17 protein-coding genes and 1 pseudogene are annotated in these 17,278 nt (G+C 69.7%); 6 read left to right on the top strand and 12 right to left on the bottom strand.

Going from position 1 to position 17,278, the window contains the following annotated elements:
- Window positions 1-4: 4 nt before the first annotated feature.
- The 6 genes and pseudogenes from AB0I19_RS02150 to AB0I19_RS02125 all read right to left on the bottom strand — a co-directional run.
- A pseudogene (locus AB0I19_RS02150) lies at window positions 5-271 on the bottom strand (alkanesulfonate monooxygenase); the annotation flags it as partial.
- Window positions 268-1,362, bottom strand: coding sequence for an LLM class flavin-dependent oxidoreductase (locus tag AB0I19_RS02145; protein ID WP_357143486.1), 1,095 nt, complete (start codon window positions 1,360-1,362; stop codon window positions 268-270). The pseudogene AB0I19_RS02150 and the gene AB0I19_RS02145, both read right to left, overlap by 4 nt.
- Window positions 1,359-2,384, bottom strand: a complete 1,026-nt coding sequence (locus tag AB0I19_RS02140) for an ABC transporter substrate-binding protein (RefSeq protein WP_357143484.1) — start codon at window positions 2,382-2,384, stop codon at window positions 1,359-1,361. Before AB0I19_RS02140 ends, AB0I19_RS02145 begins: the two co-directional genes overlap by 4 nt.
- On the bottom strand, window positions 2,381-3,136 hold the full coding sequence (locus AB0I19_RS02135) for an ATP-binding cassette domain-containing protein (RefSeq protein ID WP_357143482.1): 756 nt from the start codon (window positions 3,134-3,136) through the stop codon (window positions 2,381-2,383). Before AB0I19_RS02135 ends, AB0I19_RS02140 begins: the two co-directional genes overlap by 4 nt.
- Window positions 3,133-3,948, bottom strand: a complete 816-nt coding sequence (locus tag AB0I19_RS02130; RefSeq protein ID WP_357143480.1) for an ABC transporter permease — start codon at window positions 3,946-3,948, stop codon at window positions 3,133-3,135. The genes AB0I19_RS02135 and AB0I19_RS02130 overlap by 4 nt, the downstream gene beginning before the upstream one ends.
- Window position 3,949: 1 nt before the next feature.
- Window positions 3,950-4,987 carry an NrtA/SsuA/CpmA family ABC transporter substrate-binding protein gene (locus tag AB0I19_RS02125; protein ID WP_357143478.1) on the bottom strand — a complete coding sequence of 346 codons (1,038 nt, stop codon included), beginning with the start codon at window positions 4,985-4,987 and terminating at the stop codon, window positions 3,950-3,952.
- Between the two features lie 209 nt (window positions 4,988-5,196).
- On the opposite strand from AB0I19_RS02125, the gene AB0I19_RS02120 reads away from it, so the two are divergent.
- Window positions 5,197-5,943, top strand: coding sequence for an IclR family transcriptional regulator (locus AB0I19_RS02120; protein WP_357143476.1), 747 nt, complete (start codon window positions 5,197-5,199; stop codon window positions 5,941-5,943).
- A gap of 92 nt (window positions 5,944-6,035) precedes the next feature.
- Window positions 6,036-7,445: an MFS transporter gene (locus AB0I19_RS02115; protein WP_357143474.1), complete on the top strand. Its 1,410-nt coding sequence runs from the start codon at window positions 6,036-6,038 to the stop codon at window positions 7,443-7,445.
- A 218-nt stretch (window positions 7,446-7,663) separates the two neighbouring features.
- Here the strand turns inward: AB0I19_RS02115 and AB0I19_RS02110 are convergent, their stop codons facing one another.
- Both AB0I19_RS02110 and AB0I19_RS02105 read right to left on the bottom strand, forming a co-directional pair.
- Window positions 7,664-8,932: a hypothetical protein gene (locus tag AB0I19_RS02110; protein ID WP_357143473.1), complete on the bottom strand. Its 1,269-nt coding sequence runs from the start codon at window positions 8,930-8,932 to the stop codon at window positions 7,664-7,666.
- A 131-nt stretch (window positions 8,933-9,063) separates the two neighbouring features.
- Window positions 9,064-10,479, bottom strand: a complete 1,416-nt coding sequence (locus AB0I19_RS02105; RefSeq protein ID WP_357143471.1) for an amino acid permease — start codon at window positions 10,477-10,479, stop codon at window positions 9,064-9,066.
- 142 nt (window positions 10,480-10,621) lie between these two features.
- On the opposite strand from AB0I19_RS02105, the gene AB0I19_RS02100 reads away from it, so the two are divergent.
- Window positions 10,622-11,614 carry an LLM class flavin-dependent oxidoreductase gene (locus AB0I19_RS02100; protein WP_067488782.1) on the top strand — a complete coding sequence of 331 codons (993 nt, stop codon included), beginning with the start codon at window positions 10,622-10,624 and terminating at the stop codon, window positions 11,612-11,614.
- A 6-nt stretch (window positions 11,615-11,620) separates the two neighbouring features.
- Here AB0I19_RS02100 and AB0I19_RS02095 read toward each other — a convergent pair whose 3' ends face one another.
- The gene (locus AB0I19_RS02095; RefSeq protein ID WP_357143469.1) at window positions 11,621-12,439 is read right to left on the bottom strand and encodes an NADPH-dependent oxidoreductase; all 819 of its coding nucleotides are present in this window, start codon (window positions 12,437-12,439) and stop codon (window positions 11,621-11,623) included.
- Window positions 12,440-12,561: 122 nt separating this feature from the next.
- Between AB0I19_RS02095 and AB0I19_RS02090 the strand changes: the two genes are divergently transcribed.
- Window positions 12,562-13,158, top strand: coding sequence for a pyridoxamine 5'-phosphate oxidase family protein (locus tag AB0I19_RS02090; RefSeq protein WP_357143467.1), 597 nt, complete (start codon window positions 12,562-12,564; stop codon window positions 13,156-13,158).
- Here the strand turns inward: AB0I19_RS02090 and AB0I19_RS02085 are convergent.
- A complete protein-coding gene (locus tag AB0I19_RS02085) occupies window positions 13,136-13,867 on the bottom strand; it encodes a glutamine amidotransferase (protein WP_357143465.1) in 732 nt (243 codons plus the stop codon). The genes AB0I19_RS02090 and AB0I19_RS02085 overlap by 23 nt on opposite strands.
- 56 nt (window positions 13,868-13,923) lie before the next feature.
- Window positions 13,924-14,910 (bottom strand): SMP-30/gluconolactonase/LRE family protein, encoded by a 987-nt coding sequence (locus tag AB0I19_RS02080; RefSeq protein ID WP_357143463.1) that lies wholly within the window; start codon window positions 14,908-14,910, stop codon window positions 13,924-13,926.
- A 125-nt stretch (window positions 14,911-15,035) separates the two neighbouring features.
- Between AB0I19_RS02080 and AB0I19_RS02075 the strand changes: the two genes are divergently transcribed.
- Complete coding sequence (locus AB0I19_RS02075) at window positions 15,036-15,782, top strand: M50 family metallopeptidase (protein WP_357143461.1); 747 nt, start codon at window positions 15,036-15,038, stop codon at window positions 15,780-15,782.
- Here the strand turns inward: AB0I19_RS02075 and AB0I19_RS02070 are convergent.
- The gene (locus AB0I19_RS02070) at window positions 15,773-16,255 is read right to left on the bottom strand and encodes a gluconokinase (RefSeq protein ID WP_357145075.1); all 483 of its coding nucleotides are present in this window, start codon (window positions 16,253-16,255) and stop codon (window positions 15,773-15,775) included. The genes AB0I19_RS02075 and AB0I19_RS02070 overlap by 10 nt on opposite strands.
- 98 nt (window positions 16,256-16,353) lie before the next feature.
- On the opposite strand from AB0I19_RS02070, the gene AB0I19_RS02065 reads away from it, so the two are divergent.
- Window positions 16,354-17,271 carry an LLM class F420-dependent oxidoreductase gene (locus AB0I19_RS02065; protein WP_357143459.1) on the top strand — a complete coding sequence of 306 codons (918 nt, stop codon included), beginning with the start codon at window positions 16,354-16,356 and terminating at the stop codon, window positions 17,269-17,271.
- The last annotated feature ends 7 nt before the right edge of the window (window positions 17,272-17,278 follow it).

Genomic DNA, 17,278 nt, shown 5'->3' with positions numbered 1-17,278 from the left:
CGATGGCCAGCGCGGCGGCGAAGGCCCACGGGTCGTCGGTCACCGGGAACGACGGCAGCAACCCGCCGAGGAACCCCGCCGATTCCGTGGCCTTGGCGACCGCGGCGACGTGATCGAGGTAGGTGTACTCGTCGAGCGCGCCGTTCCGCACGGCCGGGGCGATATTGCCCGGGCCGTAGCCACCCGCGTTGCCCCGGTTGTAGCGGCGTGGGGTCCGCAGCGAGGCGTGATCGCCTTCCATGCCGATGCGCCAGTAGACGTCGATGGTCATGCGGTGACCTCCTGAGCGAGGGTGCGGGCGGTCGGGTCGGCGAGGAACAGCAGGTGCTCGCCCGCGCGGTGGATTTCCTCGACAGCGGGGTGGCCCGACAGCACGAAGGTCTGCACGCCTGCGGCGGCGAAATACGAAAGCTGTTGTGCTACTTGGGCGTAGCTGCCGACGAGGCCGATGCGCTGGTCGTAGCCGAACGCGTGGAACCCGGACCAGCGTCCCTCACCGAGGGTGTGGTCGGCGACGTTGTCGGGTCGGTCGAGTTCGGCCCACTGCCGATGCACCCTGGCCCAGGCTTCGGCCTCGGTCTCTCTGGCGATGATCGGCAATTCGAGGCCGACGCGCACGCGGCGCCCGGACGCGGCGGCCCGCTCCCCCAATTCGGTTACCGCACCGGTGATTCCGTCTTCCTGCTCGGCGAACAGGTGGACATCACCGTGTGCGGCGGAGAGCGCCAGCGCGGCGGGTGTGGTCCCGCTCAGATGCACCACCGGGAACGGCAGGCCGGACAGGATGCCACGGAAGCCGCCGTCGACCACGTCGTAATAGCGACCCGCGTAATCGAAACCGGTGCCCGCGAATCCCGCTGCATCGACCTCGTTCTCGTTCCAGACCCCGCGTGCCACGGTGAGGAATTCCGCGGCACGGTCGTAGCGCTCGTCACCGGTGACCCGGTCGCCGCGCGTGCGCGCCTCGGCTTCATCGGTGTCGACGGCCAGCCGCCAGTTCAGCCGCCCCGCCGAGTGCCGCTGCAGGGTCGCCGACACCTTGGCCGCGTACACCGGGGTGCCGAACGCGGGCTGGAATTCGACCGTAACCCGCGTGTAGCGGGTGGCGCGCAGGGCCGCGGCCGCCACGATCCAGGATTCCTCGCCGAGCGGGTCGTAGGGTGCGAGTACGCCGTCGAAGCCGGTGAGTTCGGCGGCGTCGACGATCTGGGCGATGTCGTCGAACGGGCCGAAGCGACCCGGCCGCGGATCGGTGGTCTCGACAACGGGGTTCGGCGGCCCGAACCCGCCGCGGCCACGCAACGCCGGATCGGCGCGTCGTCCGTCACCACGGCTGGGCAGCCGCCACAGGAAATCGGTCATGCCGGCACCCGCTCGGCAGCGACGATCTCACGCGCACGGGCCAACGGCTCAGGAGCGACCCAGGATTCGAGATCGAAATCGGCGGCCAGGAAGCCGTGGGTGTAGAGGAACTGCTTCTGCACACCGAGCAGTTCGATCCGTTCGTCGGTGAGCGAGGGATGCAGGCCGCGGTGGAACTCGGCGCCATAGGCGGCGACGACACCGGCCGGGCCCGACAGCGTTTCGCGCTGGAGCACCGCGCGGACACCGTCGAGGTCACCGGCGGCCCAGTCGGCGGCGCGCAGGCTCTGCGCGAGGAAGCCGACGACGACCTCGGGCCGGGATTCGAGCAGGTCGGCGTGGACTGTGATCGGGCGCGGGGTGCCGTTGTTGACCCGCAGGTACTTGGTGGCCGAGGCATCGAGGTCGACCGCCACGCGCAGACCGTGCTCGGCCGCCACTTCCTTGGCGCGAGCGCCCTTGACGTAGATCGCGTCGACCTTGCCGTCGAGGAGTTCGTCCACACCCCAGGTCGTCGAGCGGCGAGCGCTCTGAATCTCGGTGCGCACCTGCGGATCCCGCTCGACCGCCAGCTCGACGACGCGCACATCGGCCAGGGTCAGCCCGGCCGGGCGCAGGGCGTTGGCGAAGCCGTGCAGCGCCATCGCTCGCGGGAAGCTGCGGGCCTGGTCCTGCGCCCAGGCGGGGACGCCGATGCGCTGCCCGGCCAGCCCGGCGGCGTCGGTGACCGGCGAATCGGGGCCGACCAGGATCGCCTGGGATTCGTCGATCCAGGTGAGTCCGATCAGGCGGGTGGGTGAACCCTGTGCGCGGGCGGCCAGGGCGGGCACGTTCCCGCCCTCGCGGATCAGGCCGGACAGATCGTGCAGGAAGTGGTGCCCGGCGAGTTCGGGGCCCGCGTCCTGCAGCACGCCGAACTCGAGGCCCGCGTGCGCGGCGGTCTCACCGAGCCAGCCGAGGCTGTGCGCGAGCCCGCTCGCGGTGGGCACGGGGCAGCGGGTGTACCACAGGGTTTCGGTCATGACAGGCTCCTTGCATGTGGTCCGACACCGAGTTGGGCGAGGAATCGCGTTCGGTAGCCGAGGGTTTCGGGTGCGGCGTGATCGCGTGGGTGGGGTAGGTCGACGACCTCGTCGACGGCGAAACGGCCGCGGTCGAGGATGATCACCCGGTCGGCGAGCCGGATCGCCTCGTCGACGTCGTGGGTGACCATGAGTACGGCGGGCCGGTGCCGGGCGACGAGATCGCCGACCAGGTCCTGCATGCGCAGCCGGGTCAGCGCGTCCAGCGCCGCGAACGGCTCGTCGAGCAGCAGCAGTTCCGGTTCACGCACCAGTGCCCTGGCCAGGGCGGCACGCTGCGCCTCGCCACCGGACAAGGTGGCGGGCCACTGACCCGCCTTGCCGTCGAGGTGCACTTCGGTCAACGCGCGCAGCCCGGCTTCGCGCTGTGCCTTGCCGCGCCGCAGGCCGACGATCACGTTGGCCAGCACCCGCTTCGACGGGATCAGGCGCGGTTCCTGGTAGACGGTCGTGCGGCGCGGCGGTACGAGAACCTCACCGGCGTCCGGTGTTTCGAGCCCGGTGAGCAGGCGCAGCAGCGTCGTCTTACCGGTGCCGCTCGGTCCGAGCAGCACCACGAACTCGCCGCGGCGGATGGTGAGGTCGACACCGTCGAGCACGGTCTTGTCGCCGAAGGCCTTGCGCAGGCCGGTGATCGACACCGCCACCGGGTCCACCGCTACCTCGATCGGGGCGGCTGCTGTTGTCGTCATCGGATCGCCACCTGCTTGCGCCAGGGCATCGCGTACCGTTCCGCGAGCCGTACGAGTGCGTCGAACACCAGACCGAGCAGCGCGTAGAGGACCACACACAGCACCATGTAGTCGGTGCGGTTGTATTCCTGGGCCAGCGTCACCAGGTAGCCGACGCCCTGCTGAGTGCCGACCTGTTCGGCGGCGATCAACGCGGTGATGCTGATCGACAAGCACACCCGCAGCGCCATCAGGATGCCGGGCAGCGCGGCGGGCACGATCACCTCGACGACGAGCCGGGTTCCGGTGAGCCCGAAACTGCGCGCCGCCTCGACCATCTTCCGGTCGACATTGCGCACGCCCAGGTAGGTGTAGGCGTACATCGGCGCGGTCGTCGCCACCGCGATCAGCAGCACCTTGTAGAGCTCGTCGATGCCGAACCAGGCGATGAACAACGGGACAAGCGCCAGGAACGGCACCGCACGCACGATCTGCATGGTCGAGTCGACCAGTTCCTCACCGAGGGCGGACAGCCCCGACAGCAGGCCGAGCACGAGCCCGACGCCGACCCCGAGCGCCACCCCGACGGCCGCCCGGCCGAACGAGGCGAGGGCGAAGTCGAGCAGTTGACCGCTGCCTGCCAGCTCGACCAGCGCGGACCAGACGGCGCCGGGTCCGGCGATCACCCGCGGTGAGATCGCACCGCTTGCCGAACCGGCCCACCAGGCGAGCACGATGAGGACGGGTAGCAGCGCGCGCAGACCGAGCGACAACCAGCGTGGCCGCTCCCGGGGGCGCCGGACCCGGGGCGCGGCAAGGACGAGAGTGCTCACCTCACTTGTCCTTCAGCGCGGCGAGCTGTTCGGGGGTCAGCCTGGATTTCAGGTCGTAGAAGATGTCGGCGGCGGTGATACGGCGGGCGATGACGCCGTTGTCGGCGAAGGTGTTCACCACATCGGCCAGGTCGGTGGCATCGGAGTCGACGGGCAGCCGGGGTACGGAGGCTTGCGCGCCGACCCGGACGGCGTCGGCCAGCCGCTCACCCGTGAGCGCGCGTGGACCGGACTTGTCGAAGACGTTCTCGAAGTCGGCCGGTGCGGCCTTCTGCTTCGCGGTGAGACCTTGCAGCACCTCCAGATACTTGGCGGCCACGTCGGGACGCTCGTCGAGGATCTCGGTGCGGAACACCACCACGGAGTTGTCCTTGGAGCCGATCTGCTTCTCGGTGGTGATCTCCACCGCGCCCGCGGCCTTGGCCTCCTGGTACGGCACGAGGAACGACGCCCACGCGTCGACCTTGCCGGTCGCGAACGCCGAGGCGGCATCCTTCTGCTGCAGCGGGACCCGGGTGACCTGATCGGCCGGAATACCGGCCTGGGCAAGCGCTTTGAGGGTGATGTACTCGCCCTTGCCTGCCGGGTTCACCGCGATCCGCTTCCCCGCGAGGCCGGCCACCGAGGTGACCCCCGACTCCGGCCGGACGACGATTCCGCTCTGATCCTGGCCCGCCGGGTCGGCCACCGCGACGATCTTCACGCCGACGTCCTTGGACAGCGCGCCGACCACGGGACTGAAGGCCGCGCCGGACACGTCGAGCTCGCCGGTGTTGAACAGCTTCAGCATGGAGCTGAAACCCGGTGTGGTGCTGACCCATTGGATCTTGGCGCCCAGCGGTGCGAGGGCCGCGTCGAAGGTGCCGTCGCGTTTGCCGACGGCCAGCGGGCCGCTGTTGCCCGGGTCGGTGACCTTCAGGATGTAGGGGGTGTCTGCCCCCTGTTCCGGCGTCGAGCCGGAGCCACATGCCGCGACGAGGGCGACGACGGGGGCGATCGCGAGGGCGATCCGCGAGAAGGCCGACAGCCTGCGGGACATTCGGGGCTCCTGTTCGGGACGGGGTCGATGCCCTCGGAGCGTATGAGCGCGCATCGTGCGGAACGAGGTATGCCTTTCCGTGGATCGGAAAGCTTGACAGGAAGGCATCCGCGGATTTATGGCAATTACGCAGTCACTGCGCCGCGTCGCTTTCCATATAACGGAATACATCGGCAGGCTTGCGCACCTGCCTGTGTTACCTTCGGTTCGTGGAGACCTCCAGCGTGCAGACCGTCACCCGAGCCCTGTCTGTACTCGACTGCTTCCGCGGTGGCGAGGAACGCGGCGTCTCGGAAGTCGCACGCGCACAAGGGCTCGCGGTCAGCACCACGCACCGGCTGCTCGGCGCGCTGGTGCAGGCGGGCTTCCTGGAGAAGGACGCCGAGTCCAGCCGGTATCGCATGGGCGGCGCCCTGGCCGAGTACGGCCAGATCGCCTACCGCCAGCACAAGATCTACCTCGCCGAGCCCTGCCTCGAACAGCTCGCCGCCACCACCGGGGCGACCGGCTCGGTGGCCACACGCCACGGAATCCACGCCGTCCTGCTCGGCACCAGCCGGTGGCGCGAGAGCGACGGGCACAAGCTGCAGGGTGTCCGGCTCCCGCTGCACGCCAGCGCGCTCGGCAAAGCGCTGCTCGCCTGGTCCGACGTCGACGACGACGAGTTGCGTTCGCTGCCCTACGAAGAAGGCACCGAGCGATCCGTGACCGGGCCCGACGAACTGCGCGCCGAACTCGTCACCACCCGCGAGCGCGGCTACGCGTTCAACGACCGCGAACTCGATCCCGGATTCCGCACCATCGGCCTGCCGATCCTCGACCCCGAGGGGCGGTGCCGATTCGCGCTCGGCCTGCGCGGGCCCGTCACGCTGATGATCGACGAACGGGTGCCGTTCTTCGTCGAGCTGGCCAAGGTCACCGCGGCCGAGATCGCCGCCAAGTTCGCGGCGGCCTGACCCACCGGCCCGCCCGGCACGGAAATCTCCGCGCGCGAACGCGGCCGCGCCGGATACCGTGGACCGACTGGTTAGTCGAGGAAAGGACCGCAGTGGCGACCGATACGGCGGACACGGCTGTCGGATTGCGATCCGAACGGGGCGCGGTACTCGCCTCGCTCATGCTCTCGACCTCGCTGATCGCGCTGGACTCCACGATCATCGCCACGGCGGTGCTCACCATCACCGATTCGCTCGGTGGGTTCGCGATGTTCCCGTGGTTGTTCTCGATCTACCTGCTGGCACAGGCGGTCACGGTGCCGATCTACGGCAAGCTGGCCGACATGGTCGGGCGCAAGCCGGTGATCCTGTTCGGGATCGCGGTGTTCGCCGTCGGCTCGCTGCTGTGCGGTCTGGCGTCGAACATGCTGGCGCTCATCGTCTTTCGCGCCATCCAGGGAATCGGCGCCGGCGCGATCCAGCCGATGACGATGGTCATCGCGAGCGACCTCTACAACCTGACCGAACGGGCCAGGGTGCAGGGCTATATGGCGGGTGTGTGGGCCGGGTCGGCGGTGCTCGGGCCGCTGTTGGGCGGACTGCTCTCCGATCACGCGGACTGGCGGTGGATCTTCCTGATCAACCTGCCGCTGTGTGCGGTCGCGGCGTGGATGTTGGTGCGGCACTTCGCCGAATCGGCGCCGCGCAGCCGTCAACGGATCGACTACCTCGGCGCGGCGCTGCTCACGCTGGGCGCGGGGGCGCTGATCCTGGCGCTGCTCGAAGGTGGGCAGGCGTGGGCGTGGGATTCACCGGTGTCGATCGGCCTGTTCGTGGGCAGTACGGTGGTTCTCGCAGTGTTCGCCGTCGTCGAGTTGCGGGTGCCCAATCCGGTACTGCCGCTGTGGGTTTTCACGCGCCGGATCGTGATCGCCAGCAGTACGGTGTCGCTGCTCGTCGGCGCCGTGGTGCTCGGATTGACCTCCTACGTCCCGACTTTCGCCCAGGGTGTCCTCGGCACCACCGCCCTGATCGCCGGGCTCGCCGTCGGCGGGCTCACCCTCGGCTGGCCGCTGGCGGCGACACTGTCGGGCAGGTTGTACCTGCGCTGGGGATTCCGCATCGCCGGTCTGCTCGGCAGCACGCTTGCCGTCATCGGTTGCGCGACAACACTGTTCATCGATGCCGGGACCAGCCCGTGGCAGATCGCGGGTTCGTGCTTCCTGATCGGCGGTGGCATGGGCCTGGTCGCCTCGCCCACCCTGATCGCGGCGCAGAACAGCGCACCCTGGCAGGAGCGGGGTGTGGTGACCTCGGCCAACATGTTCGCCCGATCTTTCGGCAGCGCGCTCGGTGTCGCCGTGTTCGGCGCCATCGTCAACACCGGCATCACCGACCCCGACCACCCCACCCCCACCGAACTCGCCTCCGGCATCCACCTGGTGTTCGCCGCCATCCTCACCATGGCGGTGATCATGTTCGCGGCGGCCGCCACCATGCCCGGACGGACCGCCGCCGACTGACAGGACGCCCGGGCGGCAACCGACATCCGGTCGCACCAGGGCCGACGGCTGCCCGCGCCGAGGCGTCATCGGTGTCGCTCACGCGACGGTTGTGCGGGCACCGCCGATACCAGGGCGTCCGGTCGACGCTCGCCGCGGACGCCGCGAGCGTCGGTTCGTGGCAGGGTGTCCGGTCGACGCCCGCCGCGGACGCCGCGGGCGTCGGTTCGTGGTCGCGGTCAGGCGGATCGTTGCTCGGTGTGGCGCACCACCTCGACTCGCTCCTGCGCCCCGAATTCGACGACGCGGCGGATGCGCGAGTTCGCGACGGGTGCGAGGTCGACGGTGACCGGCGCGCCCGCTCCCCCCGCGCGAGTGATCGCGATGATGCGGTCCTGGAGGTACCCGTCGGGAACCGGCACCCTGATGATGTCGCCCACCGCCAGCGCCTCCGCGGCGACCTCACCACCGCTGCCCACCGCGGCGAACTCACCGCACCGAGTCGGTCCGGTGCTCGCGCCGAGCCCGCGTTCGGCGATGGTCCACCACACCGACTCGCGGGCGTCACCCGGCCCGGACCACGCCGCGGCGTCGCCATCGGCACGCGCCTGTCGGTGCGGCCGGGCCGTCTCGGCGAGGTCTCCGACGCTGGGCAGAGCCGCGGTGCCTGGGTCCGAATGCGCCGACCGATGCGACCGGTCCGCCGGTGCGGGTGCGGGTGCGGGTGCGGGTGCGGGTGCGGGTGCGCCATGGTCACGCAGGACTGTCGCGTCGCCGTATGTGGACGGGCTGTCGATGTCCTGCCCGGTTGCCGGCCCGCTACGCCGAGCCGAGGCGGTGAGGCGCTGGTGCCAGGCGAGGATGCGGTCGCGTTCGGCTTCGGCGGCGGCGCGGGTCTCGTGCAGGGAGATATGGCGGCGGGTCGGGGCGTTGCGGGGGTGGGTCGTGCCCGCGGCGCCGTCGATCACCAGAATCCAGCGGGCACCGACGGCGCGGTCGCGGCGGGCCGAAACCCGTTCGGCCAGCGCGTGTCCCGGGGTGGCGCCGAGTCGATCGGCGGCTTCCTCGATGCTCTCGACGAGGCCGAGTGAGCGCAGCAACTCGGCGGCCGAGAGTTCCGAGGTGTCGAGTTCCTGGGCGAGCGCGGGCATGGGCGTCTTACGGCGCCAGCCGATCCGGGCACAGTGCTCGTGGCGGGTGAACCACAAGCGGCTGCCGGAGCGGCGGTGCTGGTCGATCACCACCGCCCACCAATCCCATTCGGGTTCGGCGACCAGGCGCGTTCGCACCCAACGTTCACGCTCGGCCGTGGATATCCGGTCCTCGGGTGGCACGAAGTTTCGGAGCGCGGTGCGTACCGCCGATTCCGTGCGCCCGAGCGTGCGCGCGGTGCGGGCCAGATCGACACCGGCTCGTAGGTCGTCGGCGAGGATCCGGTATTCCGATTCGCGCCAGGTGGTTCCGTGCCTGCGTGGTGGACGCAGATCACCGCGGAAGTCGTCACTCATGTCGTGCCCCCGTTCTCGCACCGCCCGGCAACACTCGCCGGGCCAGTTGTGTGACACTTCGACGATACCGATGGGGTATGACAGAAAACGCTTGTCTGCCAGCGGCTTTCCAGCAAACGGGGGGCCGACGGTCAGTGGGTGTGCGCTGCTGTCTTGCGGCCGAAGGTGTAGTAGCCGACGCACACCAGCGCGGCCCACACGGCGCCGACGACCAGCGCGGTGCGCCCACCGTCGGTCCACAGCAGCAGGATCACGACCAGGCCGAGGAAACCGAGAGCCGCCCAGGTGGTCACGGGCGCGCCGGGCAGGCGGTAGTCGCTGCCGGGCAGCGCACCCGCGCGCACCTTGGCGCGATACTTCAAGTGGCACACCAGGATCACGCTCCACACCACGATGATGCCGACCGTGCTCACCGAGGTGATGTAGGCGAAGGCCTTGTCCGGCGAGATCACGTTCACCACCACACCGATCACCATCGCCGCCGCCGAGGCGCAGATACCGGCGAACGGCACCGACTGCTTGCTCAGCTTCGCGAACCCGCCGGGCGCCTCGTCGCGCAACGCGAGGCTGCGCAGCATCCGGCCGGTCGAGTAGATGCCGGAGTTGCACGACGACAGCGCCGCGGTGAGCAGCACGAAGTTGATGATGCCCGCGGCCGCGGGGATGCCGATCTGCTCGAACACCTCGACGAACGGGCTGCGCCCGGCATGGAAACTGCGCCAGCTCGCCACCGACATGATGACCACGAGCGCGCCGATATAGAACAGGCCGATGCGGAAGGGCAGGGTGTTGATCGCCTTGCGCAGGGTGGTCTTCGGATCGCGGGCCTCCCCCGCCGTCACGCCGACCAATTCGACACCCACATAAGCGAACACGACGATCTGCAACACCAGCAGGGTCTGCCCGAAGCCGTGGGGGAACACCCCGCCGTCGCCCCACAGGTTCGTCACCGTCGGATCGGCGGCGTGCCCGAACCCGAACACCAGCACACCGATGCCGATCAGGATCATCGCCAGGATCGCGGTCACCTTGATCGCGGAGAACCAGAACTCGCCCTCACCGAAGATCCGTACCGAGATCAGGTTGGCGGTGAACAGCACCGCAAGCACCACCAGCGCGGTCACCCACTGCGGAATGTCGAACCAGTACTGCACGTAGTGTCCGGCGACGGTGATCTCGGCCATACAGGTCGACACCCACACCGCCCAGTAGGACCACCCCGTGGCGAATCCGGCGAACCGGCCGAGGAACTCGTGCGCGTACTCGGCGAAGCTGCCCGAGACCGGACGGTAGGTGAGCAGCTCACCGAGCGCGCGCATGATGACGAAGATCGCCAGTCCGGCGGCGAGGTAGGCCAGGATCAGCGAGGGGCCCGCCTGTTCGATCGCCGCGCCGGAGCCGTAGAAGAGGCCGGTGCCGATGGCGCCGCCGATGGCGATCATCTGGATCGTGCGCGGATTGAGCCCGCGCGCGTAACCCTCCTCCGACGCAGCGGTGAGGGTCTCGGTCGGCGCGGCGGTGGGTAGGCCGGGACCGTCAGCGGACATGGCGGGATCCTTCCTTCGTGTCGAACAGTCCTGCACGCTACCGCGCGGCAACCGTGCCGCCGATCACCCCTGTCGCTCGCCGGAAATACCGGAGCCGCCGCGCCGGTTGGCCTACTGAGGGGATTTCACGCGAAGGAGACTCATGAGCCCGGTCACGTTGTCGGTTCTCGATCTGGCACCGGTGCAGGCCGATGCGACGGCAGGCGAGGCCCTGCACGCGACGACCCGCTTCGCCCAGCGCGCCGAGGAGCTGGGGATGCGCCGCTTCTGGGTGGCCGAGCACCACAACATGCCCGGCATCGCCAGTTCGGCGCCCGCCGTGGTGCTGGCGCATCTCGCCGCGTCGACCTCGCGCATCCGGGTCGGCTCGGGTGGCGTGATGCTGCCCAACCACGCTCCGCTGGTCGTCGCCGAACAGTTCGGCACGCTCGAAGCATTGCATCCGGGCCGCGTCGATCTCGGTATCGGTCGCGCGCCCGGCACCGATCCGGCTACCGCTCGCGCGCTGCGCAGGCACGCCGAAGGTCTCGGCGCCGAATCGTTTCCCCGTGAGCTGACCGCTCTGATGGGATATTTCGGTGGCACCGATGCGGACGGCATCGTCGCCACCCCTGGTCGTGGCACACAGCCCGAGATGTGGTTGCTCGGCTCGAGCGGGTACAGCGCGCAGGTCGCGGCCGTGCTGGGGTTGCCGTTCGCGTTCGCGCACCACTTCGCCGGCGAGAACACCGCCGCCGCGCTCGCGCTCTACCGGGACAACTTCCGGCCCTCAGCGATCCTGGCCGAGCCGTACAGCATGGTCGCGGTCTCGGCGATCTGCGCCGACACCGACGCCGAGGCCGACCGGCTCGCCGCACCACGCGACCTGGCCTTCGTCAACCTGCGCGCCGGCCGCCCGCAGGCACTGGCCACCCCCGAGCAGGCCGAGGGGTTCCCCGGTAGTGATGCCGAACGCCACTTCGCCGCACAGCGCAAGGCCGGACAATTGCAGGGGTCGCCGGAGACGGTGCGCGCCCAGGCCGCCCAGCTCATCGAGGACACCCGGCCCGACGAACTGATGCTCACCACCCTCGTCTACGACATCGACACCCGCATCCGTTCCCTCGAGCTCACCGCCGAGGCGATCAACGGCTGATCCGCCTCAGCGGAGCCGGAATCCCATGGCCGCCAAGGACTCCCGAAGTCGGTGGCGACCGTTGAGCGAGGCCTCGGAGCCGAGCCGGGCCAGTACCCGCTCGGTCCAGGAGAACGGGAGGCCCTGATCGCCGTAGACCGCGCCGATCCGCTGCTCGTAGTCGGCGACCGGTCCACGCTGACGCGGTAGGTCGTAGGTCTCCTGGTGCAGCACGGCCGCCTGCGGCAGTCGCGGCTTCACCCGTGTGCCCTCCGTCGGGTCGGGGTGGCCGACCACCAGCCCGAAGATGGGGAACACGTGGGCGGGCAGGTTCAGTTCCGCCGCGACCCGCTCGGGATCGTTGCGCAACGCACCGATGTAGACGGTGCCGAGCCCGAGCGATTCGGCGGCGATCACGGCATTCTGGGCGGCGAGCGCGGCATCGACCACGCCGACGTAGCTGGATTCCAGATAGTCGGCGCCGTCGAGGGGCGCGTGGTGGTCGTCGGCGAGCTGACGCAACCGCGCGAAGTCGGCGGTCCAGACCAGCAGTACCGGCGCCTGCTCGATGTGGGCCTGGCCGCCCGCGACCGCCGCCAGCCGGGCTCGCCGCGCCGGATCACGGACCTCGATCACGCTCCAGGCCTGCAGGTTCGACGAGGTCGGGGCTGACTGAGCCGCCGAAACCAGGAGCCGGATCGTTTCCGGTTCGACCGGATCGGGCAGGTAGCGCCGGACCGATTTGTGTTCGTGCAACACCTGCAGCACAGAGTTCCACTGCGCGGGAACGGCAGCGTCCGGGTCCGCGTAGCGCTGCTGGACAGGGTGGGGAGCGGTCTGCGTCATGGCCCCATCGTCGGTCACCGCGGTGGGCGCCGTCTGCGATAACTCTCACCGTGAATCCAACGTCGTGGTCGATACACTCGACCACGGGGAGCTCGCCGCCCGGCGGGACCGGAAAGTGCGTCATGGCCAAGGTGTTCGACCGGATCGACGACAAGTTACGGGCGTTCATCGCCGACCAGCCGATGTACTTCGTGGGGACCGCGCCCTCCGCCGGCGGTCATATCAATGTGTCCCCCAAGGGATATCGCGACACCTTCGCCGTCCTCGACGACCACACCGTCGCCTACCTCGATCTGTTCGGCAGCGGCTCGGAGACGATCGCGCACCTGCGCGACAACGGCCGCATCACCGTGATGTTCTGCTCGTTCTCCCGCGTCGCCCGCATCCTGCGCCTGCTCGGCACCGGGCGGGTCGTGCGGCCCGACTCCCCCGAATTCGACACGCTGCGTGCGCGGTTCGGCACCGAGCATCCCGGTATCCGCGCGGTGATCGTGGTCTCGGTCGACCGCATCGCCGATTCGTGCGGTTGGTCGGTGCCGAGGATGGACCTGGTCGAGGAGCGCTCCATTCTGGACGAGGCCCACACCCGGCGCACCGACGACGATTTCGCGCGGCGCATCGCGGGCGACAACTCCGCCAGCATCGACGGCCTGCCCGCGCTGGAACCGGACCACCCCCTGCCCTCCACCGTGCGGGCTACCCGCGAGAGCGCGAGATGAAGCGCCGCAACAGTTCCCGCGGCACCGGCACCGATTCACGCCGACCCAGTTCGGCCAGCATGTCCGCCTCGCTCGGGTCGAAATAGCCCGCGTGCCGGTAGGCCTCGATCCGCACGGCCAGCCCGGTGCCGTCGAGTTCGGGATGGAACTGGGTGGCGTACACATTGCGCCCCACCCGGATCATCTGCACGGGGCAACCCTCGGAACCGGCGAGCAGCACCGCGCCCGGCGGCACGCCCTGGCAGGCCTCTTTGTGACCGACGAAGGCGCGGAACGAACGTGGGATGCCGGTGAGCAAGGGGTCCTCGGCGCCGTCGGCCAACACGACCGTACTCGCGCCGACAGCTTCGCCGTAGCGGTCGGGGCCGACCTCACCGCCGAGCACGTCGGCCAGGATGCCCAGGCCGTAGCAGGCACCGAAGTACGGGAAATCCCGGTCGACGATCTCGGTGAGCAGCGCGCGCAGCGGCGGTTCGAACCGCCGCTGGTAGTCGTACTTGTCCTGCTCCGGTGCGCTCACGTTGCTCGGCCCGCCGCCGACGATCACGGCGCAGAAGTCGTCCAGGTCGACCTCGGGCAGCCCCCGATCCATCTCGATGCGCACCACCTCGTCGTCGGTGAGTTCGGCGGCGCGCAGCAGTGCGGCGTACTCGTCGTCGGACGCGGCACGTTCGGGGCGAAGCTGAAGCAACAGGCAGGGCTTGGTCATCGTCGAGCCATCCCTCCGCAGTCTCATCGGGTCGGCTATCGACGATACTGTGCACGTCACGGCACCGCGCTCACCCCGACGGCCGATTCGGAAAGACTGCCCAAGTACAGGGTGCCCTGGTGCTCGACCACCGAGGTGACCATCGCGAAGTCGTCGCCCGGGCGTTGCAGGTCGTGGACCACCGTGCCGTCCAGGTCGAGCGCGATCACCCACGCGGAGCGGGCGGGCGCCGGTCGGAGCCACTCGGGTAGTGCCCAGGTCAGGCGTCGGAAGATGCCCGGCAGTGCCAGCATCCGGTCCAGCAGCGGGTTGCGAGGTGCCACCATCCCGATCCAGACCAGGCCGTCGCTGCCGAGGAGCATGTTGTCCGGCGAACCGGGCAGGTTCTCGACGAGACGGTCGACGGTGCCCGCGCGGGGACCCGAGAGCCAGTACCTCGCGATCCGGTAGGCGCCGGTCTCGGCGACCAGCACACAGGACCGGTCCGGCGCCAGCACCACCCCGTTGCCGAACTGCAGCCCGTCGATCAGCACCTCCACCTCCCCCGCGGGGTCGCGGCGGACCAGCCTGCCGCTGCCGGAATGCTCGAGGATGTCACCCATCCACTGTTCGAACGGCCAGCGCCGCGACGAGATCGAGAAGTAGACGGTGCCGTCGTCGTCGCGCACCACATTGCTCGGGAAGATGATCGGCTCACCGTCCACTTCGGTGATCACCGGCTCCAGTTCGGCACCGGCCCCGGCCAGCCGGAGCACGCCGTGGCCCGCGACGCAGACGAGTAGCGAACCGTCGGCATCGGCGTGCATTCCCAGCGGCCTGCCCGGCGCGTGCGCGATCTTCTCCACGGTGCCGTCGGCCGGGTCGACGCGCCAGATGGCGCCGTCCTCGGTGCCGGTGACCAGGTGTCCTTCGGCGGTCAGCACGACATCTTCCGGTCCCTGTCCGGGCAGCGGTATCAACCGAACCTCGGGCAGCGCGGGTGTGCTCTGGTTCTGTGCGGCCCGGGCGGTCGCTTGGGGCGGATTCCATCGGTGCGGTCGCATCTGCATGCCCTTTGCTACCACGCCCGGACGCGATTGTTGCCCGGAAAGCGTTGCGGGAACATGGTATCGGCGCATCATGTGCCGACCGGGCCGTGGGCGTGGCGAATCGCGGCTACAGTGCGGCGGTGGACACCGGATCGGTCAGCTCTTCGTTCGAACGTTTACTCGCACCGCAACCCGCGCCGCCGTGGTGGCTGGTGCTCGTCACCGCGGCGCTGGCACTGATCCTGGTCGGGTATCGGCCGCTGTGGCGGATCACCCGGGCCGCGGTCACGGTGGCGCACGAGGGTGGGCACGCGCTGTTCGCGCTGCTCACCGGGCGCAGGTTGCATGCGATCACGCTGCACACCGACACCTCGGGTCTCACGGTGTCCAGTGGCAAACCCACCGGCCCCGGCATGATCCTCACCGCGATGGCCGGCTATCCGGCGCCCGCACTGCTCGGCGTGGGCTACGCGGCGCTGCTGGGTTCCGGCCGGGTGTCGGTGATGTTGTGGGCCACCCTGGCCATGCTGGTGGCGGTGCTGGTGAAGGTGCGCAATGTGTACGGTCTGCTGACCGTGCTCGTGCTCGGCGCGCTGGTGTTCGGGGTGTCCTGGTACGGCAGCGACCTGCTCCAGGCCGGATTCGCGTATCTGGCCGCGTGGTTCCTGCTGGCCGCCGCTGTCCGTCCCGTGCTCGAGCTGCAGCGCGGCAGGCGCAGACAACCCGGACGCACCGATTCCGATGCCGATCAGCTGGCTCGTCTCACGCACCTGCCCGCGCTGCTGTGGGTGGCGTTCTTCGCGCTGGTCTGCCTGGCGGCGGCCGTGATCGGCGGGTGGTTGATGCTCGCGCCCGTCGAGCAGCTGCATCCGCTGTTTCAGCGATGATCGGCGGTCCAGTTCTCGACCGCCTCGGTGACGAGCACCCCGGGCGGCTGTAGCGCGTTGAGGGCGACGCCTGCTTCGTCCTGCTCGAGTGGTTCGAGCGTGGCCAATTGCGAGTCGAGCAGGATGGTCGGCATGAAATGGCCGAGGCGACCGGTCATCCGGCGCATCAGCTCCACCCGGGTGGCGGCCAGATGCACGAAGTAGGTGTCGGGCGCTTTGGCCCGCAGCCGGTCGCGGTAGACCCGGCGCAGCGCCGAGCAGCTGGCCACCCCGCCCGTCTCGCTGTGCTCGTGCAGCCAGGTGGCGACCGTGTCGAGCCACGGCCACCGGTCCTCGTCGGTGAGCGGGATACCGGCCGCCATCTTCTCGATATTGGCCAGCGGGTGGAAGTCGTCGCCCTCGGCGTAGGGCACGTCGAGGCGGTCGGCCAACAGGGCCCCGACTGTCGTCTTGCCGCACCCGGAGACGCCCATGACGACAATGACAGGTTCTCCCACCGCATCCTCCTCTGCCGAGCCGTTGCCCCCTACAGCCTCACACACCCGCGCGCGTCTCGGGCACGATGGTGATCATGGACCTCCGCATCTTCACCGAACCGCAGCAGGGCGCCGACTACGACACGCTGCTCGCCGTGGCGCGCGCCGCCGAGGATCTCGACTTCGACGCCTTCTTCCGCTCCGACCACTATCTGGCCATGGGCGATGCCGACGGCCTGCCCGGCCCCACCGACGCCTGGATCACCCTCGCGGGTCTGGCCCGCGACACCTCCCGCATCCGGCTGGGGACCCTGGTCACCGCCGCGACGTTCCGGCTGCCCGGGCCGCTGGCCATCCAGGTGGCCCAGGTCGACCAGATGTCGGGTGGCCGGGTGGAACTCGGGCTCGGCAGCGGCTGGTTCGCCGCCGAACACGCCGCCTACGGAATTCCGTTCCCCGACAACAGGTTCGGCCTGCTCGAAGAACAGCTCGCGATCGTCACGGGCCTGTGGTCGACCAAGCTCGGCGATACCTTCTCCTTCGACGGCGAGCACTACCAGCTCACCGATTCCCCCGCCCTGCCCAAACCGGTGCAGGATCCGGTGCCGGTGGTGATCGGCGGCAACGGCAAGGTCCGCACCCCACGCCTGGCCGCCCGCTACGCCACCGAATTCAATATGCCCTTCGCCTCGGTGGCCGACAGCTCGGCCCAGTTCGACCGGGTCCGCGACGCCGGGCGCGCGGCCGGGCGCACCGACGAACTGGTGTATTCCAACGCGCTCGTGGCCTGCGTCGGGCGCACCGACGCCGAGGTGGCGCGCCGGGCCGCGGCGATCGGACGTGAGGTCGACGAGCTGAAGACAAACGGGCTGGCCGGCTCGCCCGCCGAGGTGGTGGACAAGATCGCCGGCTACCGCGAGATCGGTGCGAGCCGGATCTACCTGCAGATCCTCGACCTGGCCGATCTCGACCACCTCGAACTCATTGCCGCCGAGGTGAAATCGCAGCTCTGAGTCCGCG

This window comes from Nocardia sp. NPDC050413, from assembly GCF_040655475.1.
Taxonomy (GTDB): domain Bacteria; phylum Actinomycetota; class Actinomycetes; order Mycobacteriales; family Mycobacteriaceae; genus Nocardia; species Nocardia coubleae.
This window is presented reverse-complemented; position numbering and strand designations above follow the sequence as displayed.